We start from the raw sequence: 19184 nt of genomic DNA on the forward strand, positions 1-19184 counted from the left end.
ACCGTATTCGCCATCATCGCTCAGCGCATCGACATACCACCAGCGATAGCCGCTCGGCGCAACGGCCGCGTCGAAGCAAGGTCCGCCATCAGACTCTTCGCAGCGAGACGACCCGAGATCGCCGCCATCGGCACGCCGGGGCCCGGATGCGCGCTGCCGCCCGCGAGATATAGACCCGGAAGAAGCGTGCGCGACCCCGGCCGCGTGAAGGAGGCCATCCAGCCGTGCGACGCCTGGCCGTAGATCGCTCCGCCAGTCGCCGGGAAGAGCTGCGCGAAATCCTTGGGCGTCGTGCGCGCGATCGCCTGCCGCGGCGCCTGGATGTCGAGACCACAGTGGGCGAGAAATCGAAAGGTCCTTTCCTCGCATTGGCGTAACTCCTCAGTCGAAAGTTCTCCTGCGCCATGGACGGCGGGCGCGTTGACGAGCGCGAAAAGCCTTTCGTCGCTGGAACTGACGTCTTCGTCGCCGCGATCTTGCGCGCACACATAGACCGTCGGCGCGCGCGGCAGTCGTCGATCGCGGAAGATGTCGTCGAATTCGGCGCGGTAGTCGTGCGAGAAGAAAACATTGTGATGGGCGAGTGGAAAGCCGCGGACCCGCGCACGCATGGCGAATGTCACGGCCGAAAGCGACGGCTGCGCGCGCGTCGCGCTGTTCAGCGCGGCGATCGCGGGCGTGCCGAGAAGGCCCGCCCGCAGCGCGCCGGCGTCGCCGTTCATCACCACCGCATCGGCGCTGATGATCTCGCCTTGCTCGGTCTCGACGCCCGTGGCGCGCCCGCCCTCGACGAGAACGCGTTTGGCGCCCTCTCCGTAGTGAATGTTGGCGCCGCGCGCGCGGGCGAGATCGGCAAGCGCGACAGCGAGCCGGTGCATGCCGCCTTCGACGCGCCAGACGCCGTCCATCTCGACATGCGCGACGAGCATCAGAGTCGCCGGCGCCAAAAACGGCGAGGAGCCGCAATAGGTCGCGTAGCGCCCGAACAGCTGGCGCAGCCGCGGATCGCCAAAATATTTGCCGAGTTCATCCCACATCGACGCAAAGGGTGAGATGCGCATTAGATTAGGAAGGCCGGAAACGCCGGCGTGGCGCACGAGATCGATCGGATTCGGCCGCTGCGCGAGAATGAAGGAGTCGCGCAGCGTCTCGTAGATGCCGCGCGCCCGCGCGCAGAAGCGCGCGAAACCTTCGGCTTCTCTTTTGCCGGCGAAGGCGTGGATGGCGTCAAAGCTGCGCGCCGGATCAGCGAAGAGATCCAGCCTTTCGCTTTCGCTCCAGGCGTGGCGCGCAAGAGTCTCGAGGCGAAGCAGCTTTACGCGATCGGAAAAATCGGCGTCGGCTTCATCGAAGATTTCATCGAAGACCCACCGCATTGTCATGACGGTGGGACCCGCGTCGAGCGCTACGCCGCCCGCTTCGATCTCCCGCATCTTGCCGCCGGGAGACTGCGCGCGCTCGAGCACGGTGACGTAGAAACCGCGCGCCGAGAGCAGCATCGCGGAGACGAGCCCGCCGATCCCAGCGCCGATGACGACGACGCGATGCGTTCTCATTCGATTCCATCCTGATCGCAGAAAGCGGGCCGCGAGCGCCGCGCCGCTGCATCACTACGTCGGAAAAGAGTTGATCGAACTTCCAGCTTGTGTCAATCTATATTGACATAAATGAAGACCACGAAACATTACATAGCGGAGGCGGGCCATGCAAATTGCCGACCGTATCGAACAGGCGCTCGACCGCGCCGTGGCGCTGGCGCAAGGCCCCGGCGCGCCGCCGCTGTTGGCGTCGGCGCTGCGCTACGCCGTGTTTCCCGCAGGCCACCGCATCCGCCCTCAGCTTTGCCTTGCCGTGGCCGGCGCCTGTGGCGACGCCGATCCGGAGTCGGCCGACGCCGCCGCGGCGGCGATCGAACTTTTGCACTGCGCCTCGCTCGTCCACGATGATCTGCCCTGTTTCGACGATTCCGCCCTGCGTCGCGGCAAGGCCTCGGTTCACGCCGAATATGGCGCGCCGATCGCGGTGCTGACCGGCGACGCGCTCATTGTTCACGCCTTTGCGACGCTTCGGCCGGTCGCGGCGCGCGATGCCGCGCGGATGGCGACGCTGCTCGGCATCGTCACGGAAGCGGTCGGATCGCCCGGCGGCATCGTCGCCGGGCAGGCCTGGGAATGCGAAGTCGCCGTGCCGCTCGCCGATTACCAGCGGGCGAAGACCGGCGCGCTCTTTGTCGCCGCGACCCGCGCCGGCGCGGCCGCCGCCGGCGTTGACGCCGAGCCCTGGCGCATGCTCGGCGACAAACTCGGCGAGGCCTATCAGGTCGCGGACGATCTGCGCGACGTGCTCTGCGACTCTGACGAACTCGGCAAGCCCATCGGCCAGGACGCCGTTCGCCTGCGCCCCAACGCGGCGGCGCAGCTCGGCGTCGGCGGCGCCAAGGCGAGGCTCGAGGAGCTGGTCAGGGCCGCAGTCGAGTCTATTCCCGATTGTCCCGGGGCCACGGAGCTGCACGCGCTGATCAAGGCGCAGACGGCGCTGTTCTTTCCCAAACAGCTCGCCCGCGAAGCGGCCTGAGGGGCCGGCGGGTGTCGGCCGCATTGCATCCTGCGCCTGGCGGTCGCGCGGCCTGGCGCGAACGCTGGCTCAACTGGCGCAACGGCCTCGTCGCCGACCCGCGATTCCAGCGCTGGGCGGCGGTTTCGCCGTTCACGCGTTTCATTGCGCAGCGCCGCGCCAAGGCGCTCTTCGACCTTTGCGCCGGATTCGTCTATTCGCAGATCCTGCTCGCCTGCGTGCGGCTGCGCCTCTTTGAGACGCTCGCGGCCGGCCCGCAGGATGTAAGCGATATCGCCACGCGGCTCGCTCTCCCGCCAGAGGCCGCGCAACGCCTGCTGCGCGCCGCGGCGTCGCTGCGTCTCTTGCGCGCACTGCCTGGTGACCGTTTCGCGCTCGACGATCTTGGCGCCTCGATGCTCGGCAATCCTTCGGTCGCCGCCTTCGTCGAACATCACACGCTGCTTTACGACGATCTGCGGGACCCGGTCGCGCTGCTGCGCGGCGAAACGACGACGCGGCTCTCGGATTTCTGGCCCTACGCTAAAGGCGGTGCCGGGGATGAGGCGGCGTGCGGCGCCTATAGCGAGCTGATGGCGCGTTCGCAAAAGCTCATCGCGCAAGACGTGCTCGACGCCTATCCCCTCGGTCGCCACCAATGTCTGCTCGACATCGGCGGCGGCGAGGGCGCATTCCTCTCCGTCGTCGCCGCCCGCCACCCGGCGCTACGCCTGCAGCTCTTCGATCTGCCGCCGGTGGCTGCGCGGGCGCGCCGCCTGCTTGCGTCGCAAGGGCTGTCGCGGGTCGAAGTCCACTCGGGGAGCTTTCTCGATACGCCGCCGCCCCAAGGCGCCGACGTCGTCACGCTCATTCGCGTCCTGCATGATCACGACGACGAGAAAGCCCTTGCCGCGCTGCGCGCCGCCTACGCCGCGCTGCCGCCGGGCGGAACGCTGCTCGTCGCCGAACCCATGGCGGAGACGCGCGGGGCCGAGGCGATCGGCGACGCTTATTTCGGCTTCTATTTGCTGGCGATGGGCAGCGGCCGCCCCCGCCGACACCCTGAAATGATTCAGCTACTCCAAGCCTCTGGTTTTGAAGGCATTCGCCTCCTCAAATCGCCGCGTCCGCTCTTTGCCAGCGTTCTGACCGCGCGCCGAGTGTAATATTTACTTGACGTTTTAATCTGTCTTTATAGACTGACAGAATGTAGGGGTAGGTTTACGTCGCCCCAAGCGCATGCCGCGAAAGGCCGATGATGTTGGAAGCGCTCGCCATCGTCCTTGAAGAGCCAGGAAGGCTGGCGCTCAGCCGCCTGCCGCTCGACGCGCCGGGCACCGACGACGTCGTCGTCGAAACCGCCTGGAGCGGAATCAGCACCGGCACCGAGCGGCTCCTCTATAGCGGGCGCATGCCGGACTTCCCGGGCATGGGCTATCCGCTGGTCCCCGGCTACGAGACCGTCGGCGAAATCGTCGAAGCGGGGCCCGACAGCGGCTACAGCGTCGGTCAGCGCGTCTTTGCGCCGGGAGCGACCTGCTACGGCGCCGTTCGCGGGCTGTTTGGCGGCGCCGCCTCGCATCTTGTCGTCAAAGGCGCGCGCGTCGCCGCCATTCCCAGGGAGCTTGGCGACAGAGGCGTGCTGCTTGCGCTCGCAGCGACCGCGCAGCACGCGCGAAGCGACGTGGCGCCGGAAGGCGCGGAGCTCATTGTCGGACACGGCGTTCTCGGAAGGTTGCTCGCGCGTCTTTCCGTCGCCGCCGGCGGCGCGCCGACTGTGTGGGAGCGCGATCCGCAGCGCGCCGAAGGCGCAGAAGCCTATCTCGTGACGACGCCGGAAGAAGATGCGCGCCGCGACTATCGCGTGATCTATGACGTCAGCGGCGATCCGACCATCCTCGATGTTCTCATCGCGCGTCTCGCGCCTGGCGGCGAGATCGTTCTCGCCGGCTTTTATGAGCGTCCCCTCGCTTTCGCCTTTCCGCCCGCCTTCATGCGCGAGGCGCGACTGCGGGTCGCGGCCCAGTGGCGCCCCGGCGATCTCAAGAGCGTCATTGGTCTCGTCGAAGACGGACGCCTTTCGCTCGAAGGGCTGATCACGCATCGACGCTTCGCGCTGCAGGCGCGAGACGCCTATCCGATCGCCTTCGACGATCCGCGCTGTCTGAAAATGGTTCTCGATTGGAGAGCGGTAGCATGAATGACGCGCAAGGCTTTCTCACCGCCGACGAACTCGCCAATCCGCCCGCGCACATTCTGCGCGAGGAAGCCGCAATAGAACCAGATCCTGCGCCGACGACCGCGACCAAAGACACGCAAATCATCGCGATCTACGGCAAGGGCGGCATCGGCAAGAGCTTCACCCTCGCCAATCTCTCCTACATGATGGCGCAGCAAGGAAAGAAAGTGCTGCTCATCGGCTGTGATCCAAAGAGCGACACGACCTCGCTGCTGTTTGGCGGACGCGCCTGCCCGACGATCATCGAAACATCGACGAAGAAAAAGCTTGCAGGCGATCAGGTCGCGATCGGCGACGTCTGTTTCAAGCGCGACGGCGTCTTCGCCATGGAGCTTGGGGGGCCGGAGGTCGGACGCGGTTGCGGGGGGCGCGGCATCATTCACGGTTTCGAGCTTTTGGAAAAGCTCGGTTTCCACGAATGGGGATTTGACTACGTTCTGCTGGACTTCCTCGGCGACGTGGTCTGCGGCGGCTTCGGCCTGCCGATCGCGCGCGACATGTGCCAGAAGGTCATCGTCGTCGGCTCGAATGATCTGCAATCGCTTTACGTCGCCAACAATGTCTGCTCGGCGGTGGAATATTTCCACAAGCTCGGCGGCAATGTCGGCGTCGGAGGCCTCGTCATTAACAAAGACGACGGCACCGGCGAAGCGCAGGCCTTTGCAAAAGCCGCTGGCATTCCGATTCTCGCCTCGATCCCGGCCGACGACGACATCCGCCGCAAGAGCGCGAATTACGAAATCATTGGCCGTCCCGATGGACGCTGGGGCGCGCTGTTCGCCGAACTCGCCGCAAATGTCGCAGACGCGAAGGCGCATCGTCCGACGCCGCTGACGCAGGACGAACTGCTCGGCCTTTTCTCCGGCGAATCTGTCGGACGCGACGTCGTGCTCGAGCCTGCGACGCCGCAGGACATGTGCGGCGGAACGCTGACGCAAAAGCCCTCTCTCGAAGTCGTCTACGAAGCGATCTGAGGGAAGCGAACGATGGATGATCTCGGCTCCAACACGGTCGCTCTCGACACGGCGAATGATGTCGCCGCCGCGGCGCTGCCGACGGATGGACTGGGCTGTCATGCAGGCAAGGAGAGGCTGCGTTCCGCCGCCGAAGCCGCCGGCATGAGTGACACGCTCGGCCAATATGCGAAAGACTATCCGCAAGGCCCGCATGATCAGCCGCAGAGCATGTGCCCGGCCTTCGGATCGTTGCGCGTCGGCCTGCGCATGCGCCGCACGGCGATGGTGCTTTCAGGCTCGGCTTGCTGCGTTTACGGCCTCACCTTCACGTCCCATTTTTATGGCGCGAAGCGCACGGTCGGCTATGTGCCGTTCAATTCGGAGACGCTCGTCACCGGCAAATTGTTCGAAGACATTCGCGACGCGGTTCACGCCCTCGCCGATCCAGACAATTACGACGCAATCGTCGTCATCAATCTCTGTGTGCCGACGGCGTCGGGTGTGCCGCTACGACTGCTGCCGAAAGAGATTAATGGCGTGCGCGTCATCGGGATTGACGTGCCGGGCTTTGGCGTGCCGACGCATGCCGAGGCAAAGGATGTGCTCGCCGGCGCCATGTTGCGTTTCGCGCGGCTCGAGGCGGAGCAGGGACCCGTCCAGGCGCCGCGCGCGCCGCGCGCCGAGAAACCGACCGTCTCACTGCTCGGCGAAATGTTCCCCGCCGATCCTATGCAGATCGGCGCAATGCTGGATCTCATGGGCCTCGCCGCCGGCCCGGTAACGCCGACGCGCGAATGGCGCGAACTTTATGGCGCGCTGGACTGCGCCGCGGTCGCCGCGATTCATCCGTTCTATGCCTCCTGCGTGCGCGAATTCGAAGCCGCCGGGCGCGCCGTGGTGGGCTCGGCGCCCGTCGGTCACGACGGAACGGCCGCCTGGCTCGAGGCGATCGGCGCAGCTTGCAACGTCGCGCGCGAAACAATCGACGCGGCGAAGAACCGTCTGCTGCCCGCAATACAAGGCGCCCTGTCAGCGGCCCCGATCTCCGGACGCGTAACGCTCTCCGGCTATGAAGGCTCCGAGCTGCTCGTTGGACGTCTGCTCGTCGAATCCGGCGCCGACCTTCGCTATGTCGGCACCGCCTGTCCGCGCACGCGCTTTTCCGAGGCCGACCGCGACTGGCTCGAAGCGAAAGGCGTGCATGTGCAGTTTCGCGCCTCGCTCGAACAGGACTTCGCCGCCTTCGAGGAATTCAAGCCGGATCTTGCGATCGGGACGACGCCGGTGGTGCAGAAGGCGAAGCAGAATGCGACGCCCGCGCTCTATTTCACCAATCTCATCTCGGCGCGCCCGCTGATGGGCGTCGCCGGCGCCGGTTCGCTTGCGAAAGTCGTCAACACGGCGATCGCCAATCGGGCGCGCTTCGACGAAATGAATGACTTCTTCGAAGGCGTGGGCAAGGGATTCGCGGCCGGAGTCTGGCAGGACGTTCCGCGAGACCGTCCCGAGTTCGCGAAGAAGCAGCGCGCGAAAACCGCGGCGAAGCCCATCGAGGAGATGGGCGCATGCTAGTCCTCGATCACGATCGCGCCGGCGGCTATTGGGGCGCCGTCTATGTCTTCACGGCGATCAAAGGCCTGCAGGTCGTCATCGACGGTCCTGTCGGCTGCGAAAATCTGCCCGTCACCTCGGTGCTGCATTACACCGACGCCCTGCCGCCGCATGAGCTGCCGATCGTCGTCACCGGACTGTCGGAAGAAGAACTCGGGCGCCACGGCACCGAAGGCGCGATGAAGCGCGCCCACGCGACGCTTGACCCCGATTTGCCGAGCGTCGTCGTCACCGGCTCGATCGCCGAAATGATCGGTGGCGGGGTGACGCCTGAGGGCACCGGCATTCAGCGCTTTCTGCCGCGCACGATCGACGAGGATCAGTGGCAGTGCGCCAATCGCGCGATGAGCTGGCTCTGGAGCGAATATGGCCCGAAGAAAGGCAAGGCCCCGAAGCGCAAAGCGCGCGCGGCCGGCGAGAAGCCGCGCGTCAACATTATCGGCCCCTGCTACGGCGTCTTCAACATGCCGTCCGATCTTGCGGAGATGAAGCGGCTGGTCGAAGGAATCGGCGCCGAGATCAACATGGTCTTTCCGCTCGGCAGCCATATCGCCGACACGGCGAAACTCGCGGACGCCGACGTCAACATCTGCATGTATCGCGAGTTCGGCCGCCATCTTTGCGAGGCGCTGGAGCGTCCCTATCTCCAGGCGCCGATCGGGCTGCACAGCACGACGAAATTTCTGCGCACGCTCGGGCAGGAACTGGGTCTCGATCCCGAGCCGTTCATCGAACGCGAGAAGCACACGACGATCAAGCCGCTGTGGGATCTGTGGCGTTCGGTGACGCAGGATTTCTTTGGAAGCGCCAACTTCGGCATCGTCGCGACGGACACCTATGCGCGCGGCGTGCGGCATTTTCTCGAAGACGAAATGGGCCTGCCCTGCGCCTTCGCCGTCAGCCGGCGCCCGGGCGAGAAGACCGACAACGCGGCGGTGCGCAAGGCGGTGAAGGAGACGGCGCCGCTCGTTCTCTTTGGCAGCTACAATGAGCGCATGTATGCGGCGGAAGCCGGCGGACGCTCAATCTATATTCCGGCGTCCTTCCCCGGCGCGATCATCCGGCGCCACGCCGGCACGCCCTTCATGGGTTATTCGGGCGCCGTCTATCTCGTGCAGGAAGTCTGCAACGCGCTGTTCGATGCGCTCTTCAACATTCTGCCGCTCGGGACTGAGCTCGACAAAGTCGAGCCGACTCCGGCGCGTCTGCATCGCGAAATCGCCTGGGATGACGCCGCAAAATCGATGCTCGACGAATTCGTCGAAGCGACGCCGCTGCTGGTGCGCATCTCCGCGGCCAAACGCCTGCGCGACGCCGCCGAACGCGCGGCGCGCAGCGCCGGCGACGACATGGTGACGGCGGCGCGCGTCGAACGCGCGCGCGACTTGGTGATGGAAGGGCGGGGCGCATGACGCAGCGCAGACCGACGCCGGTGAAAACTCTCGTTCTCGCATGGAAGGAGAAGCCATGAGTTCCGCGATCTATTCGACGCCCGATTTTCGCGCGACCGAATTCAAATTCCAGCTGCTGCTTGGCGTGCTGTTTCCGGCTTTCCTCGTCGCGACGGCGGCGCAGCGCCTTTTGCAGCGCGCGCGCAGCCATGGCGAAGCGCGGCGCCCATCGACCGCGTCGGTCGTCGCCGAAGCGCGCGAGAACATGCTGATCGTGATCTCCTACGCCTTGATCGCGCGCGCCATGTTGCAGAGCTTCGCCCGGGAAAGCCGGGCGGAACGCCTGTCGTGACTCTCGGGTTGCGATGCTACCGCCGCGTAAGGCGTGCGCGGCAATTCTAACGGAGGTCAATAGATGGCCATCGAGAGAGAAAGGAGTTCTCTGTCAGGTCTGACAGAGCCGGAGGCTATGGAGTTTCATAGCCTCTTCGTCAGGAGCTTCCTGATCTTCACCTTCATCGCGATCATCGCGCATGTGCTGGTGTGGTTCTGGCGGCCCTGGTTGCCGGGTCCGAAGGGCTACGCTCTGCTCGACGGCGTGACGAACGCCGCTCATGCGGCGCTGTCGCTCCTCGGCTGATAGGAGATCGGCATGCACAAAGTATGGCTGCTTTTCGATCCGCGTCGCACGCTGGTCGCGCTCTTTACCTTCCTGTTCACGCTGGCGCTGCTGATTCATTTCATTTTGCTCAGCACCGACCGCTTCAACTGGCTGGAAGGACCGCGTCCCGCGCGCACAGGTCAGATCGAACAGACGATTCCCGGCGGCCCGCCCGCCGCGTTCGGCTGATCGGTTCGACGCACATCACGCGCTGCGGACGGACGCGTTTCGCTTCCGCCCGCGGACGCAGACAATTTGACTGGCATCCGAGGGAGGCGCGGCCATGGCCCTGCTGAGTTTCGAGCGAAAATATCGCGTGCGCGGCGGCACGCTCATCGGCGGCGACCTCTTCGATTTCTGGGTCGGGCCGTTTTACGTCGGCTTTTTCGGCGTGACGACGATCATTTGCTCGGCGCTGGGCACGGCGCTGATCATCTGGGGCGCGGCGATGGGCCCGACCTGGAACATCTGGCAGATCAACATCGCCCCGCCCGATCTTAAATATGGTCTGGCGCTCGCGCCGCTGAAGGAAGGCGGGCTCTGGCAGATCATCACCTTCTGCGCGACCGGCGCCTTCATCTCATGGGCGCTGCGCCAGGTCGAAATCTGTCGCAAGCTCGGCATGAACTATCATGTGCCCATCGCATTCGGCTTCGCGATCTTCGCCTATGTGTCGCTCGTCGTGATTCGTCCGCTGCTGCTGGGCGCCTGGGGCTTCGGTTTCCCCTACGGCATCATCAGTCATCTCGATTGGGTGTCGAACACCGGCTACCAATATCTGCATTTTCACTACAATCCCGCGCATATGATCGCGGTGTCGTTCTTCTTCGCGACATGTTTCGCCTTGTCGCTGCATGGCGCGCTGGTGCTATCGGCGACCAATCCCGGCAAGGGCGAGGCCGTGAAGACGCCCGAACATGAAGACACCTTCTTCCGCGACTCGATCGGCTACTCCATCGGCACGCTCGGCATTCATCGGCTCGGCCTGTTTCTGGCGGTGTCCTCCGCATTCTGGAGCGCGGTGTGCATGATCATCAGCGGCCCGTTCTGGACTCGCGGCTGGCCCGAGTGGTGGAACTGGTGGCTCAATCTTCCCGTCTGGCGCTAACGCGTAGGGAGACGAACCGTGGCCTATTATCAGAACATCTTTACGCAGGTTCAGGTCCGCGCCGATGCGCCGCATCCCGGCGTTCCCGTTCCCGGAATGAAGCGAACGAGTTGGGCGACGTTTTCGCATCTTTTCGGACGTATCGGCAATGCGCAGATCGGGCCGATCTATCTCGGCTATCTCGGCACGCTGTCGCTTGTCTTCGGATTCATCGCCTTCGAAATCATCGGCCTTAATATGTTTGCGTCGGTGAATTGGGATCCGGTGCAATTCGTGCGGCAATTGCCCTGGCTGGCGCTTGAGCCGCCCAAGCCGCAATATGGAATCAAGATCTTTCCGCCGCTCAGCGAGGGCGGGTGGTGGCTCTTCGCCGGCTTCTTCCTAACGTCATCCGTGTTGCTGTGGTGGTGGCGCATGTATCGCCGGGCGCGGGCCTTGGGTCTTGGCACGCATACCGCATGGGCCTTTCTTTCAGCGATCTGGCTCTATCTGGTGCTGGGCTTCATTCGTCCGCTGCTGATGGGCAGCTGGAGTGAGGCGGTGCCGTTCGGCATCTTCCCGCATCTGGATTGGACCGCGGCCTTTTCCATCCGCTACGGCAATCTCTTCTACAATCCGTTCCACATGCTCTCGATCGTCTTCCTCTATGGATCGGCGCTGCTTTTCGCCATGCATGGCGCGACGATTCTGGCGGTCGGGCGCTTCGGCGGCGAGCGCGAGATCGAGCAGATCATCGATCGCGGCACAGCGTCGGAGCGTGCGGCGCTGTTCTGGCGCTGGACGATGGGCTTCAACGCAACGATGGAGTCCATCCACCGCTGGGCCTGGTGGTTCGCCGTGCTGTGCCCGTTGAGCGGCGGCATTGGCATTCTCCTTACCGGCACTGTCGTCGACAATTGGTATCTCTGGGGCGTGCTGCATGGCATTGCGCCGGAATACCCGCATGTCTTCGCGCCGGTCGTCGATCCTGCGCTCACCACGGGAGGCGCGCCATGAGACTGGCTTTCTCTCTCCTCGGCATCGTCGTGGCGACGCTGCTCACGGTCGCCATGCTGTTCACCCCCGGATGGGTTCGCCCGCCGATCATCAGCACACAAACCGGCTACCGCGGCACGGGCCAGGAGCAGCTCATCAGCGCCCAGAACAAGCGTATTCTAGAAGCGGCCAACGCTTTGCCGGCGCCGATCGACAAGGCGTCGCCCTCGGGCGAGCGCGCGACCAGCGCCTACAAGAACGTGAAAGTGCTGACCGACCTCAGCACGGATGAGTTCAACCGTCTGATGGTCGCCATCACGCAATGGGTGTCGCCGGACCAGGGCTGCGCCTATTGCCACACCGACGATCTCGCCGACGACGGGATTTACACCAAGATCGTCGCCCGGCGTATGATTGCAATGACGCGTGACATCAACAAGGAATGGACGTCGCATGTCGGCGATGTCGGCGTGACCTGCTACACCTGTCATCGCGGCCAGCCTGTGCCCAAAAACGTCTGGTACGAAAATCCGGGCGCGCGGCACGCCGGCGGGATGGCGGCGCATAACTATGGTTTCGGCCATCCATCGACGTCGAATGGAACGACGGCGCTTCCCGTCGATCCGTTTACGCCGCATCTGCTCGGCGACGATAATATTCGCGTTGTGGGCAAAACCGCCTTGCCGACCACGCAGGGCGCCTCCATCCAGCAAACGGAGCAGAGCTATTCGCTGATGATGCACATGTCACAAGCGCTCGGCGTTAATTGCACCTTCTGTCACAATACCCGCGCATTCCTGGATTGGTCCCAGAGCGCGCCGCAGCGCGCTGCCGCCTGGAACGGCTTGCAGATGATGCGCGAGGTGAACGCGGTCTATCTCGAAACGCTAAAATCGCTCTATCCCGCCAATCGGTTAGGCCCGCTCGGCGACAGCCCGAAGGCGAATTGCGGGACCTGTCATCAGGGCGTGAGCAAACCGCTCTACGGTCAGAGCCTGTTGAAAGACTTCCCCGAGCTCGGCGGCAAGGCCGCGCGCTGACCGTCGGCTTTCGCCCGGCCGACGGCCACATCGGCCGGGCGCTTTTTAGCCATTTTTGACAACGATGGTCGCGCACGTCTCAATACCGGCAGTTTGCAGCTTTGCTTTCGTTTCGCTGGGCGCAAAGCAGGGAGGATGACGCCGTGTGCACAGTGGAAAGCGCGCTTCAAGATGATTGCGTCAGCGTCGTTCAAAGGCAAGACGACGAAGGCGCCTATATGATTCGCATCGGAACGCTCGAGACCGTCGTCACCATTCGATTGCGGCGGACCTGGGGATCGCGGACAGCGTTTCGCCTGAGCCACGCGATTAAAACGCCGCGTCAGCCGAGCCCCTTTTGGAGCTGCGCGTCGGAGGCGGATACCCCAGGCGACGCATTGCGGAAAGCGATCAGCGGCTTCACGATGCATTATCGCAAAGCGGTGGGCGAAGGCTATGCGCCAGCCGAAGACTGGCTCGTGCCGGCCGGGAGCTAGAAGCGCGCCGTGATTGCGAAGAGCGCAAGCGACAAAGCAATCGAGGGCGGAGCGCGAGCTCATGGATTGCTTCGCTTCGCGCGCAAGGCGGGAGGCGCTTACCAGCGCGCCTCGAAGACGCAGGCTGCGGCGCCCGTCGCCGCGCATTCGACTTCCGTGACGCGCAGCGTTGGTCCAAGCATTTCGCCGAACACACGCTCGAAGGTCGCGGCGAAATAGGCGCAGGCCGGCGCCTCTGTGCGAAGCCCCTTGCAGATCGGCGAACGGGCGATGCACAAACGCAGATTCGGCGCGAATTCATAGGTGAACTCGCCGCTTCCTGAAAACGTCCAGGCATGGCGCGCAATCGCCGCGACGAGAATCCGCGCCGCCAGCGGACGCGGCAGGAATTTCAGAACGCGTTGGGCCAATGCGGGAATGCGGTTGGCGAGAAGATAATCGCCGGTGCGCCGTCCCGCTTCGCGCGAGATCGCGGCGGCTTTCGTTTCGCCGAGACGGTCGATCGCCGCCCGATGCAGCTGCGCGACGTCGTCTTCGGAAATCATTTGCGTCGGCGGCGCGCAGAGATAGCGCGCAAGCCCCGCGTCTTCAAAAACCTCGAGGCGCAGCGGCGCGCCGCATGCATCGGACAGCGCCGCCGCCATTTGCGTGATGGCGTTCGGTCCGATCAGACCGAGGCGCGCCGTCTCGCCTTCAGCGCGCGCGATGCTCATGCGGCGTCGCCGATTCGCGCATAATGGCCGGCTCGAACGGCGCGTCGTCCGCCTCCTCGGTGAGTTGCTCCTTGCCGCCGCCGCAGGCCATCGTCTGCGCGGCCTCATGCATTGTGCTGGCGGGGCGCTTATGCGTGACCTGCCACTCGACGTCCTCGTCAGCGGCGCGCCGGCGCGTTGCATCGAAGTTGAACTTCACCTTGGAGCGCGACTGCGGTCCCCAATAGTCGACTTTGCCGAGGTCATAGAATTTTCGCTCAAAGCCCGCCTTGAGGAAGGCCTTGAGACAGCCGAGGAGATAGCGTCGTCGCTGTCCGCTGCCCGCCCATGGATAGGAGAACAGCGCCTTCTTCATGTAGAAGCGACGATAATTGTTCATCACCCGATCGAGCAGTTCGCCGCGGTCCATCGCCTGCGGTTTGATGATCGGCGTGACGAAATTGTATTTTTCATAGTCGAAGATTTCAACCTTGTCCCCAAGCTCCTTGAAGAGATCGGAGAATGGCCAAGGCGTGTACATCGACCAGTTGGCGAGGTCCGGCTTCCAGTCCCGCGCCATCTGATAGGTTTCTTCCAGCGTTTCCGCCGTCTCGTTTTCGAGGCCGACGATGAATTGCGCCTCGACGACGATGCCGGCGCTGCGCAGCAACTCGATCGCCTTCTTATTCTGCGCGACGGTCGTTTCCTTGTTGAAGAGATCGAGCTTTAGTTGCGCCGCCGCCTCGGTGCCGAGCGAAACATGGATCAATCCCGCTTTGCGGTAGAACGGCAGCAGCGCTTCATCGCGCAAAATGTCGGTGACGCGGGTATTGATGCCCCAGAGAATATCGAGCTTGCGGTCGATCAGCTCCTGACAGAAGGCGACGAATTTCTTCTTGTTGATCGTCGGCTCCTCGTCGGCGAGGATGAAGAAGCCGACGCCGTGATCGCGCATCAGCGTCTCGATCTCGTCGACGACTTTCTTCGGATCGCGAATGCGGTAATCCCGCCAGAACTTCCACTGGCTGCAGAAGCTGCAGGTAAAGGGACAGCCGCGCGCCATATTGGGAATGGCGACCTTCACGCCGAGCGGGATGTAACTGTATTTGTCCCAATTCAGCAGGCTCCAGTCGGCAACGATGGAATCGATGTCCTTCACCGTCGGCGCCGCTGCGGTCGCGACCGCCTTGCCGTCCTGTGCATAGGCGATGCCCTTGATGGCGTCGCGTCGCGCGGGCCAGCCGCCTTCGTCGATCGTGCGCACAAGATCGACGATGATCTCCTCGCCTTCGCCGCGCACGATCGCGTCGATCCACGGCGCCTCGGCGAGCACCTGACCGTACATGAAGGTCGCATGGACGCCGCCGAGCACGGCGATGGCTCCGGGCGCCGCCTCCTTGGCGATCTGCAGCACGCGCTCCGCCTTGTAGATCGACGGCGTGATCGAGGTGACGCCGACGACATCGGGCGCATAGTCGGCGATCTCTCTGCGCAAATCCTCATCGCCGATGTCGAAGGTCATCGCGTCGATGAATTTGATGTCAGCGTAGCCGGCCTTCTTGAGCGCGCCGGAAAGATAGGCCACCCAGGCCGGCGGCCAATTGCCGGCGATCTCTGCGCCGCCGGAATGATAATTCGGATGAATGAAAAGGATGCGCATGCTTTCCCTTTCCGACGTTTGTCAATTGCACTGATCGTAAATCATACTTGACGTTTTGCAACGGGGATTGACATTTCAGGGCGCCATGAACGCGCGACGGATCGCCTCACGGAGCGACGGTGGCCGGTTCTTCGCAGTGACGGCGGCGCTGCGCGGCGTCCCAGAGGTCAAAAATCAATCTTGCGTGCAGATCGGGGGCTTCCTCATGCGCCAAATGGCCGAGGTCCCTAATCTCCTGGACGCGTGACGTCGGCAGGCGCGCGGCGATGTTGCGTGCGCTCTGCGGCCGCACGGTGCGGTCATTGGCGGTGACGATCAGCGCAAGGGGCGTGGCGAGGCGCGGCAGATCGCGATTGAGCGCATGCAGATCCCAATGCGCCATCATGGCGAGCGCGCCTTCGACATGCGCCGGATTGCGCATCAGTCTGGCGTAAAGATCGACGCCGCGCGCGTCGAGCGTCGAGCCGGTGCCGGCGAGAAGTCGCGCCACCGCGGCGCGGTCCGCCGACCAGGCGAAATAGCGCGGCGCGAAAGGGTTGAGGAACAGCGCCTTGGCGAGCGACGGCAGCACGTGGCTGGCGACGCCGCCGAAGGGCGTGAACGCGCCGTTGAGCGCGACGATCAGGTGCGGCGCGATCGCCTTGTCGAGTTCGAGGCGCGCCGACACGGCGGCGCCGGCGGAGTGGCCGACGACGATCTCCGGCGCGGTGCCGAGCGCGCGCAGCAGGGCGGCGAGCGCTTTCGCCATGCCGGGCAGCGATTGCGTATGCGCGCCGGGCGATGTCGAGAAGCCGTGGCCGGGAAGATCGGGGGCGATGACGCGAAAACGTGACGTAAGCAGCGGCGCGAGGTCGCGATAGGAGTGCGCCGATGCGCCCGCCCCATGCAAGAGAAGCAGCGGCGGACCCTCGCCCATGAGCTGCACGTGCCAGCAGACGCCGCCGGCCTCGATCATGCGGCTGGCATGCCGGTTCGGCCAGTCGGCGCCGTCCCGCTCGAGAGTGAGCCGCGCGACGGGCGCGAAGAGATGCGGGAGGATCACGGCGCCGGCGCAGCCGCGCGCACCGCCTGCGACAGAGTGGCCGCGTCGGCGAATGGCATTTTGAGATAGCGGCCGTTCATCGCCTCGGCGATTTTGCGCGTCGGAGCGTCCGCGCGCGCCGCGGCTGCAGGCGAGGAGTCGATCGCGAGCGCCGCGAGACCCGGCGCGCGTAAACGCCGCGCCGCATCGAGCGCGTCGTCGAGCGCTTTGGCGCGATCGGGCGCGCCCTTGCGGTCGATATTGCCGCGCCCGTCAGTGAGCAGCACCAGGAGCGGCGTTTGTCCTTTGCGCTTGACGCTCTCTGCCAGCGCGCCGGCGGCGTCGAGCCCGTGCGCCAGCGGCGTGCCGCCGCCGCCCGGCAGCGCCGCGAGCAGCCGCTTGGCGCGCGCCAGCGAACGCGTCGGCGGCAGCAGGATTTCCGCGCTCTTGCCGCGGAAGGCGACGAGGGCGACGCTATCGCGCCGCACATAGCAATCGGCCAGCAGCAATTCGATCGCGCCCTTCACTTCGCCGAGGCGCTGCATGGCGGAGGAGCCCGAGGCGTCCACGACAAAGATGGCGGTGGTTTCGCGACGCTCGCGGAAACGCGTGACGCGAAAATCGTCGGCGCGCACGCGCACGGCGAGCCCCGCGTCGTCAGCCGCATGCGCGCGTCGCAGCGGCTGCCAGGGCGCGGCGGCCCGCAAGGTTTCGATGAGGCAGAGACGCCCCTCGCGCAGCGCGCCGCGCCTTGCGCCCATCGGCCGGCCACGCCGGGCGGAGACGAGAGCGGCGCCAGACTTTCCGCCGCGGGCGGAGGGCGCGCGCGTTCGTGCGTCGGTTGCGAGCCGCGCCAAGACATCAGCCGGAATGGCGGCGCGCGCGGCGGCGACGATGAGATCGTCGGGCGCCGGCGCCTCGCGCGGCTGCGCATTGTCGTTCTTGGGGTCGGGGTCGTTTTTCGCTGCGCCGGGCTCGTCACCCGCCTCTTCGGGAGGGACTTCGCTCTCTTCGATCGGCGGCGCGCATGTCGCGCGCGGCGCCAGCGCCAGGCAGGCGGCGACCGCGAGGTCTTCGTCGTCGACCACATCCGCGCAGCGCAGAGCGCAGGACGCGCGGGCGACGCGCAGCGCCAGCAGCGGCGCGCGCAAGGAGTCGATGCCGAGCCGTGCAGCGGCGGCGACCAGCGCGTCGATCGCCTTGGCAGGCGCGACGACCAACGGGAGTCGCGCGCGCGCCGCCGCGACCTCCGCGGCGCTTGCGCAACGCTCTCTGACGGCGCGATGGCTCACCTCTGCGAGGTCGAGATGGAACGCGAGGCGGTCGAGCAGCGCCGCTGGCGGCCGCTCGTCATCGTCATGTCCTTCATCCAGGGCGACGACCCCGATGCGCGCGTGCTGGCGCGCCGAAAGTCCGTCGCGCGCGAGTTCGATCTCGCCACAGTCGAGCGCCGCCGCGATACGCGCCGCCGTCGCGCCGCCAAGGCGCTCCGCCATGGTCAGCACGAGGACTCCGCCGTCGGCTTGCGCGAGCAGGCCGGTTTCGGCGACGGGCCGTCCCGCGCGCAACGTGGCGGCGAGATCCAGTCCGCCCAGCAAGCGATCGTCGGAGATGGAGAGCGGGGCGCGGCGCATCGGCGCGCCGCTCGGGAGATAGTCGCGTAGCAGAGCGACCCAGGCGTCGCGCGCCGGTCCCGGCGGGGCTCTGAGCGAGACGCCGGAACCCGCGGGGTCGACCGCAAACAGCGCGGCGGCGTGGCTCGCGCGCGCCCAGGCGGCGGCCTCGCCGTCGCCGCTCATGCGCCGAAAATCTCCTCGATGCCGCGCGCGACGCGCGTCTCCGAGCCGATATCGTCGAGCGGATTGCGCCGCAGCCGGTGGCCGAGCGCGAAGGGCGCGACGCGCCGCAGCTGCGCGTCGCCGACGCGCTCCACGCCCTCAAAACTCGCGAGCGCGCGGGCGGCCCGCAACAGCGTCAGTTCCCCGCGCAGGCCATCGGCTCCAAGCGCGACGCACAGCATTGCGGCCTTCTCCAGCGCTTCGTCCGGCGCCGCGACGGCGGCGAGGCGTTCGCGCCCCATCGCAATCCTGCGTCGCAGCTTGTGCTCTTCGACCGACCAGGCCTTGGCGAAGCGCGCCGGATCGCGCTCGAAGGCGTCGCGGCGGCGCACGACCTCTATCCGAGTCGGGATGTCGGTCGGCGTCTTCACGTCGACGGCGAGGCCGAAGCGGTCGAGGAGCTGCGGACGCAGCTCGCCCTCTTCGGGGTTGCCGCTGCCGATCAGCACGAAGCGCGCCGGATGGCGCACGCTCAATCCCTCGCGTTCGACGACATTTTCGCCGGACGCAGCGACGTCGAGCAAGAGATCGACGAGATGGTCTTCGAGAAGATTGGCTTCGTCGATGTAGAGAAAGCCACGGTTCGCCTTGGCGAGCAGGCCGGGCTCGAAAGATTTCTCGCCTTGCGTCAGCGCCCGTTCGAGATCGAGCGCGCCGACGACGCGATCCTCCGTGGCGCCGAGAGGCAGATCGACGACCGGCGCGGCGCGCAGCGTCGTTTTGAGACCGCCCTGCGCGGCGCTTTTTTTACAGCCCTCGCAAAGAGCGGCGGTCGCCGCGGGATCGCAATTGTAGGCGCAGCCGACGACCGAACGCATGGGCGGCAGCAGGCGCGCCAGCGCGCGCACCGCTGTAGATTTTCCCGTCCCGCGATCGCCAAAGACCAGCACGCCGCCGACGGACGGATCGATCGCGGCGATCACGAAGGCGAGCTTCATGTCGTCCTGGCCGACGATCGCGGTG

Annotated in this window: 19 protein-coding genes; 13 read left to right on the plus strand and 6 right to left on the minus strand. The window is 65.5% G+C overall.

The annotated features are described in order from the left end of the window. Positions 1-20: 20 nt before the first annotated feature. Positions 21-1556, minus strand: a complete 1536-nt coding sequence (gene crtD, locus ACPS74_RS12140; protein WP_029648462.1) for a 1-hydroxycarotenoid 3,4-desaturase CrtD — start codon at positions 1554-1556, stop codon at positions 21-23. 148 nt (positions 1557-1704) lie between these two features. Between crtD and ACPS74_RS12145 the strand changes: the two genes are divergently transcribed. The 13 genes from ACPS74_RS12145 (at position 1705) to ACPS74_RS12205 (ending at position 13010) form a co-directional block, all read left to right on the plus strand. Then, positions 1705-2574, plus strand: a complete 870-nt coding sequence (locus ACPS74_RS12145) for a polyprenyl synthetase family protein (RefSeq protein WP_029648459.1) — start codon at positions 1705-1707, stop codon at positions 2572-2574. 11 nt (positions 2575-2585) lie between these two features. Further along, on the plus strand, positions 2586-3719 hold the full coding sequence (locus ACPS74_RS12150) for a methyltransferase (RefSeq protein WP_029648458.1): 1134 nt from the start codon (positions 2586-2588) through the stop codon (positions 3717-3719). A gap of 95 nt (positions 3720-3814) precedes the next feature. Then, a complete protein-coding gene (gene bchC, locus ACPS74_RS12155; protein WP_029648457.1) occupies positions 3815-4753 on the plus strand; it encodes a chlorophyll synthesis pathway protein BchC in 939 nt (312 codons plus the stop codon). Then, complete coding sequence (locus ACPS74_RS12160; RefSeq protein WP_029648456.1) at positions 4750-5766, plus strand: chlorophyllide a reductase iron protein subunit X; 1017 nt, start codon at positions 4750-4752, stop codon at positions 5764-5766. Before bchC ends, ACPS74_RS12160 begins: the two co-directional genes overlap by 4 nt. Before the next feature lie 12 nt (positions 5767-5778). Continuing rightward, the gene (gene bchY / locus ACPS74_RS12165) at positions 5779-7320 is read left to right on the plus strand and encodes a chlorophyllide a reductase subunit Y (protein WP_029648455.1); all 1542 of its coding nucleotides are present in this window, start codon (positions 5779-5781) and stop codon (positions 7318-7320) included. After that, a complete protein-coding gene (gene bchZ, locus ACPS74_RS12170; RefSeq protein ID WP_029648454.1) occupies positions 7314-8771 on the plus strand; it encodes a chlorophyllide a reductase subunit Z in 1458 nt (485 codons plus the stop codon). The genes bchY and bchZ overlap by 7 nt, the downstream gene beginning before the upstream one ends. A gap of 55 nt (positions 8772-8826) precedes the next feature. Next, positions 8827-9102, plus strand: coding sequence for a hypothetical protein (locus ACPS74_RS12175; RefSeq protein WP_146189994.1), 276 nt, complete (start codon positions 8827-8829; stop codon positions 9100-9102). 63 nt (positions 9103-9165) lie between these two features. Then, positions 9166-9390: a light-harvesting antenna LH1, beta subunit gene (gene pufB / locus ACPS74_RS12180; RefSeq protein WP_026222719.1), complete on the plus strand. Its 225-nt coding sequence runs from the start codon at positions 9166-9168 to the stop codon at positions 9388-9390. Between the two features lie 12 nt (positions 9391-9402). Further along, positions 9403-9600 (plus strand): light-harvesting antenna LH1, alpha subunit, encoded by a 198-nt coding sequence (gene pufA, locus ACPS74_RS12185; RefSeq protein WP_018406829.1) that lies wholly within the window; start codon positions 9403-9405, stop codon positions 9598-9600. 94 nt (positions 9601-9694) lie between these two features. Then, on the plus strand, positions 9695-10519 hold the full coding sequence (gene pufL / locus ACPS74_RS12190; RefSeq protein ID WP_029648452.1) for a photosynthetic reaction center subunit L: 825 nt from the start codon (positions 9695-9697) through the stop codon (positions 10517-10519). Positions 10520-10537: 18 nt separating this feature from the next. After that, positions 10538-11515 (plus strand): photosynthetic reaction center subunit M, encoded by a 978-nt coding sequence (gene pufM, locus ACPS74_RS12195; RefSeq protein WP_029648451.1) that lies wholly within the window; start codon positions 10538-10540, stop codon positions 11513-11515. Further along, on the plus strand, positions 11512-12534 hold the full coding sequence (pufC, locus tag ACPS74_RS12200) for a photosynthetic reaction center cytochrome PufC (RefSeq protein WP_029648450.1): 1023 nt from the start codon (positions 11512-11514) through the stop codon (positions 12532-12534). Before pufM ends, pufC begins: the two co-directional genes overlap by 4 nt. Positions 12535-12752: 218 nt before the next feature. Further along, positions 12753-13010: a hypothetical protein gene (locus tag ACPS74_RS12205; RefSeq protein ID WP_239755188.1), complete on the plus strand. Its 258-nt coding sequence runs from the start codon at positions 12753-12755 to the stop codon at positions 13008-13010. Between the two features lie 98 nt (positions 13011-13108). On the opposite strand, the gene bchJ is transcribed toward ACPS74_RS12205, so the two are convergent. From bchJ to bchI, 5 genes are all read right to left on the minus strand, one after another. Further along, positions 13109-13723 carry a bacteriochlorophyll 4-vinyl reductase gene (bchJ, locus tag ACPS74_RS12210; protein WP_029648449.1) on the minus strand — a complete coding sequence of 205 codons (615 nt, stop codon included), beginning with the start codon at positions 13721-13723 and terminating at the stop codon, positions 13109-13111. Further along, positions 13704-15362 (minus strand): magnesium-protoporphyrin IX monomethyl ester anaerobic oxidative cyclase, encoded by a 1659-nt coding sequence (gene bchE / locus ACPS74_RS12215; RefSeq protein WP_029648448.1) that lies wholly within the window; start codon positions 15360-15362, stop codon positions 13704-13706. Before bchE ends, bchJ begins: the two co-directional genes overlap by 20 nt. A 106-nt stretch (positions 15363-15468) precedes the next feature. Beyond that, entirely contained in the window at positions 15469-16404 is a 936-nt protein-coding gene (bchO, locus tag ACPS74_RS12220; RefSeq protein WP_029648447.1) for an alpha/beta fold hydrolase BchO, read from the minus strand. Further along, positions 16401-18182 carry a magnesium chelatase subunit D gene (locus ACPS74_RS12225; RefSeq protein ID WP_029648446.1) on the minus strand — a complete coding sequence of 594 codons (1782 nt, stop codon included), beginning with the start codon at positions 18180-18182 and terminating at the stop codon, positions 16401-16403. The genes bchO and ACPS74_RS12225 overlap by 4 nt, the downstream gene beginning before the upstream one ends. Then, the gene (bchI, locus tag ACPS74_RS12230; RefSeq protein ID WP_051381673.1) at positions 18179-19159 is read right to left on the minus strand and encodes a magnesium chelatase ATPase subunit I; all 981 of its coding nucleotides are present in this window, start codon (positions 19157-19159) and stop codon (positions 18179-18181) included. The genes ACPS74_RS12225 and bchI overlap by 4 nt, the downstream gene beginning before the upstream one ends. Positions 19160-19184: the final 25 nt, after the last annotated feature.

The sequence above is a fragment of the Methylocystis sp. SB2 genome (assembly GCF_049817085.1).
Taxonomy (GTDB): Bacteria; Pseudomonadota; Alphaproteobacteria; order Rhizobiales; family Beijerinckiaceae; genus Methylocystis; species Methylocystis rosea.

Coding starts and splice junctions, on each gene's coding strand:
- ACPS74_RS12225 (WP_029648446.1), bottom strand. CDS start 18,182: ATGAGCGGCGACGGCGAGGCCGCCGCCTGGGCGCGCGCGAGCCACGCC.
- pufC (WP_029648450.1), top strand. CDS start 11,512: ATGAGACTGGCTTTCTCTCTCCTCGGCATCGTCGTGGCGACGCTGCTC.
- bchJ (WP_029648449.1), bottom strand. CDS start 13,723: ATGAGCATCGCGCGCGCTGAAGGCGAGACGGCGCGCCTCGGTCTGATC.
- ACPS74_RS12160 (WP_029648456.1), top strand. CDS start 4,750: ATGAATGACGCGCAAGGCTTTCTCACCGCCGACGAACTCGCCAATCCG.
- ACPS74_RS12145 (WP_029648459.1), top strand. CDS start 1,705: ATGCAAATTGCCGACCGTATCGAACAGGCGCTCGACCGCGCCGTGGCG.
- bchE (WP_029648448.1), bottom strand. CDS start 15,362: ATGCGCATCCTTTTCATTCATCCGAATTATCATTCCGGCGGCGCAGAG.
- bchI (WP_051381673.1), bottom strand. CDS start 19,159: ATGAAGCTCGCCTTCGTGATCGCCGCGATCGATCCGTCCGTCGGCGGC.
- bchZ (WP_029648454.1), top strand. CDS start 7,314: ATGCTAGTCCTCGATCACGATCGCGCCGGCGGCTATTGGGGCGCCGTC.
- pufB (WP_026222719.1), top strand. CDS start 9,166: ATGGCCATCGAGAGAGAAAGGAGTTCTCTGTCAGGTCTGACAGAGCCG.
- bchY (WP_029648455.1), top strand. CDS start 5,779: ATGGATGATCTCGGCTCCAACACGGTCGCTCTCGACACGGCGAATGAT.
- crtD (WP_029648462.1), bottom strand. CDS start 1,556: ATGAGAACGCATCGCGTCGTCGTCATCGGCGCTGGGATCGGCGGGCTC.
- pufA (WP_018406829.1), top strand. CDS start 9,403: ATGCACAAAGTATGGCTGCTTTTCGATCCGCGTCGCACGCTGGTCGCG.
- ACPS74_RS12205 (WP_239755188.1), top strand. CDS start 12,753: ATGATTCGCATCGGAACGCTCGAGACCGTCGTCACCATTCGATTGCGG.
- ACPS74_RS12175 (WP_146189994.1), top strand. CDS start 8,827: ATGAGTTCCGCGATCTATTCGACGCCCGATTTTCGCGCGACCGAATTC.
- pufL (WP_029648452.1), top strand. CDS start 9,695: ATGGCCCTGCTGAGTTTCGAGCGAAAATATCGCGTGCGCGGCGGCACG.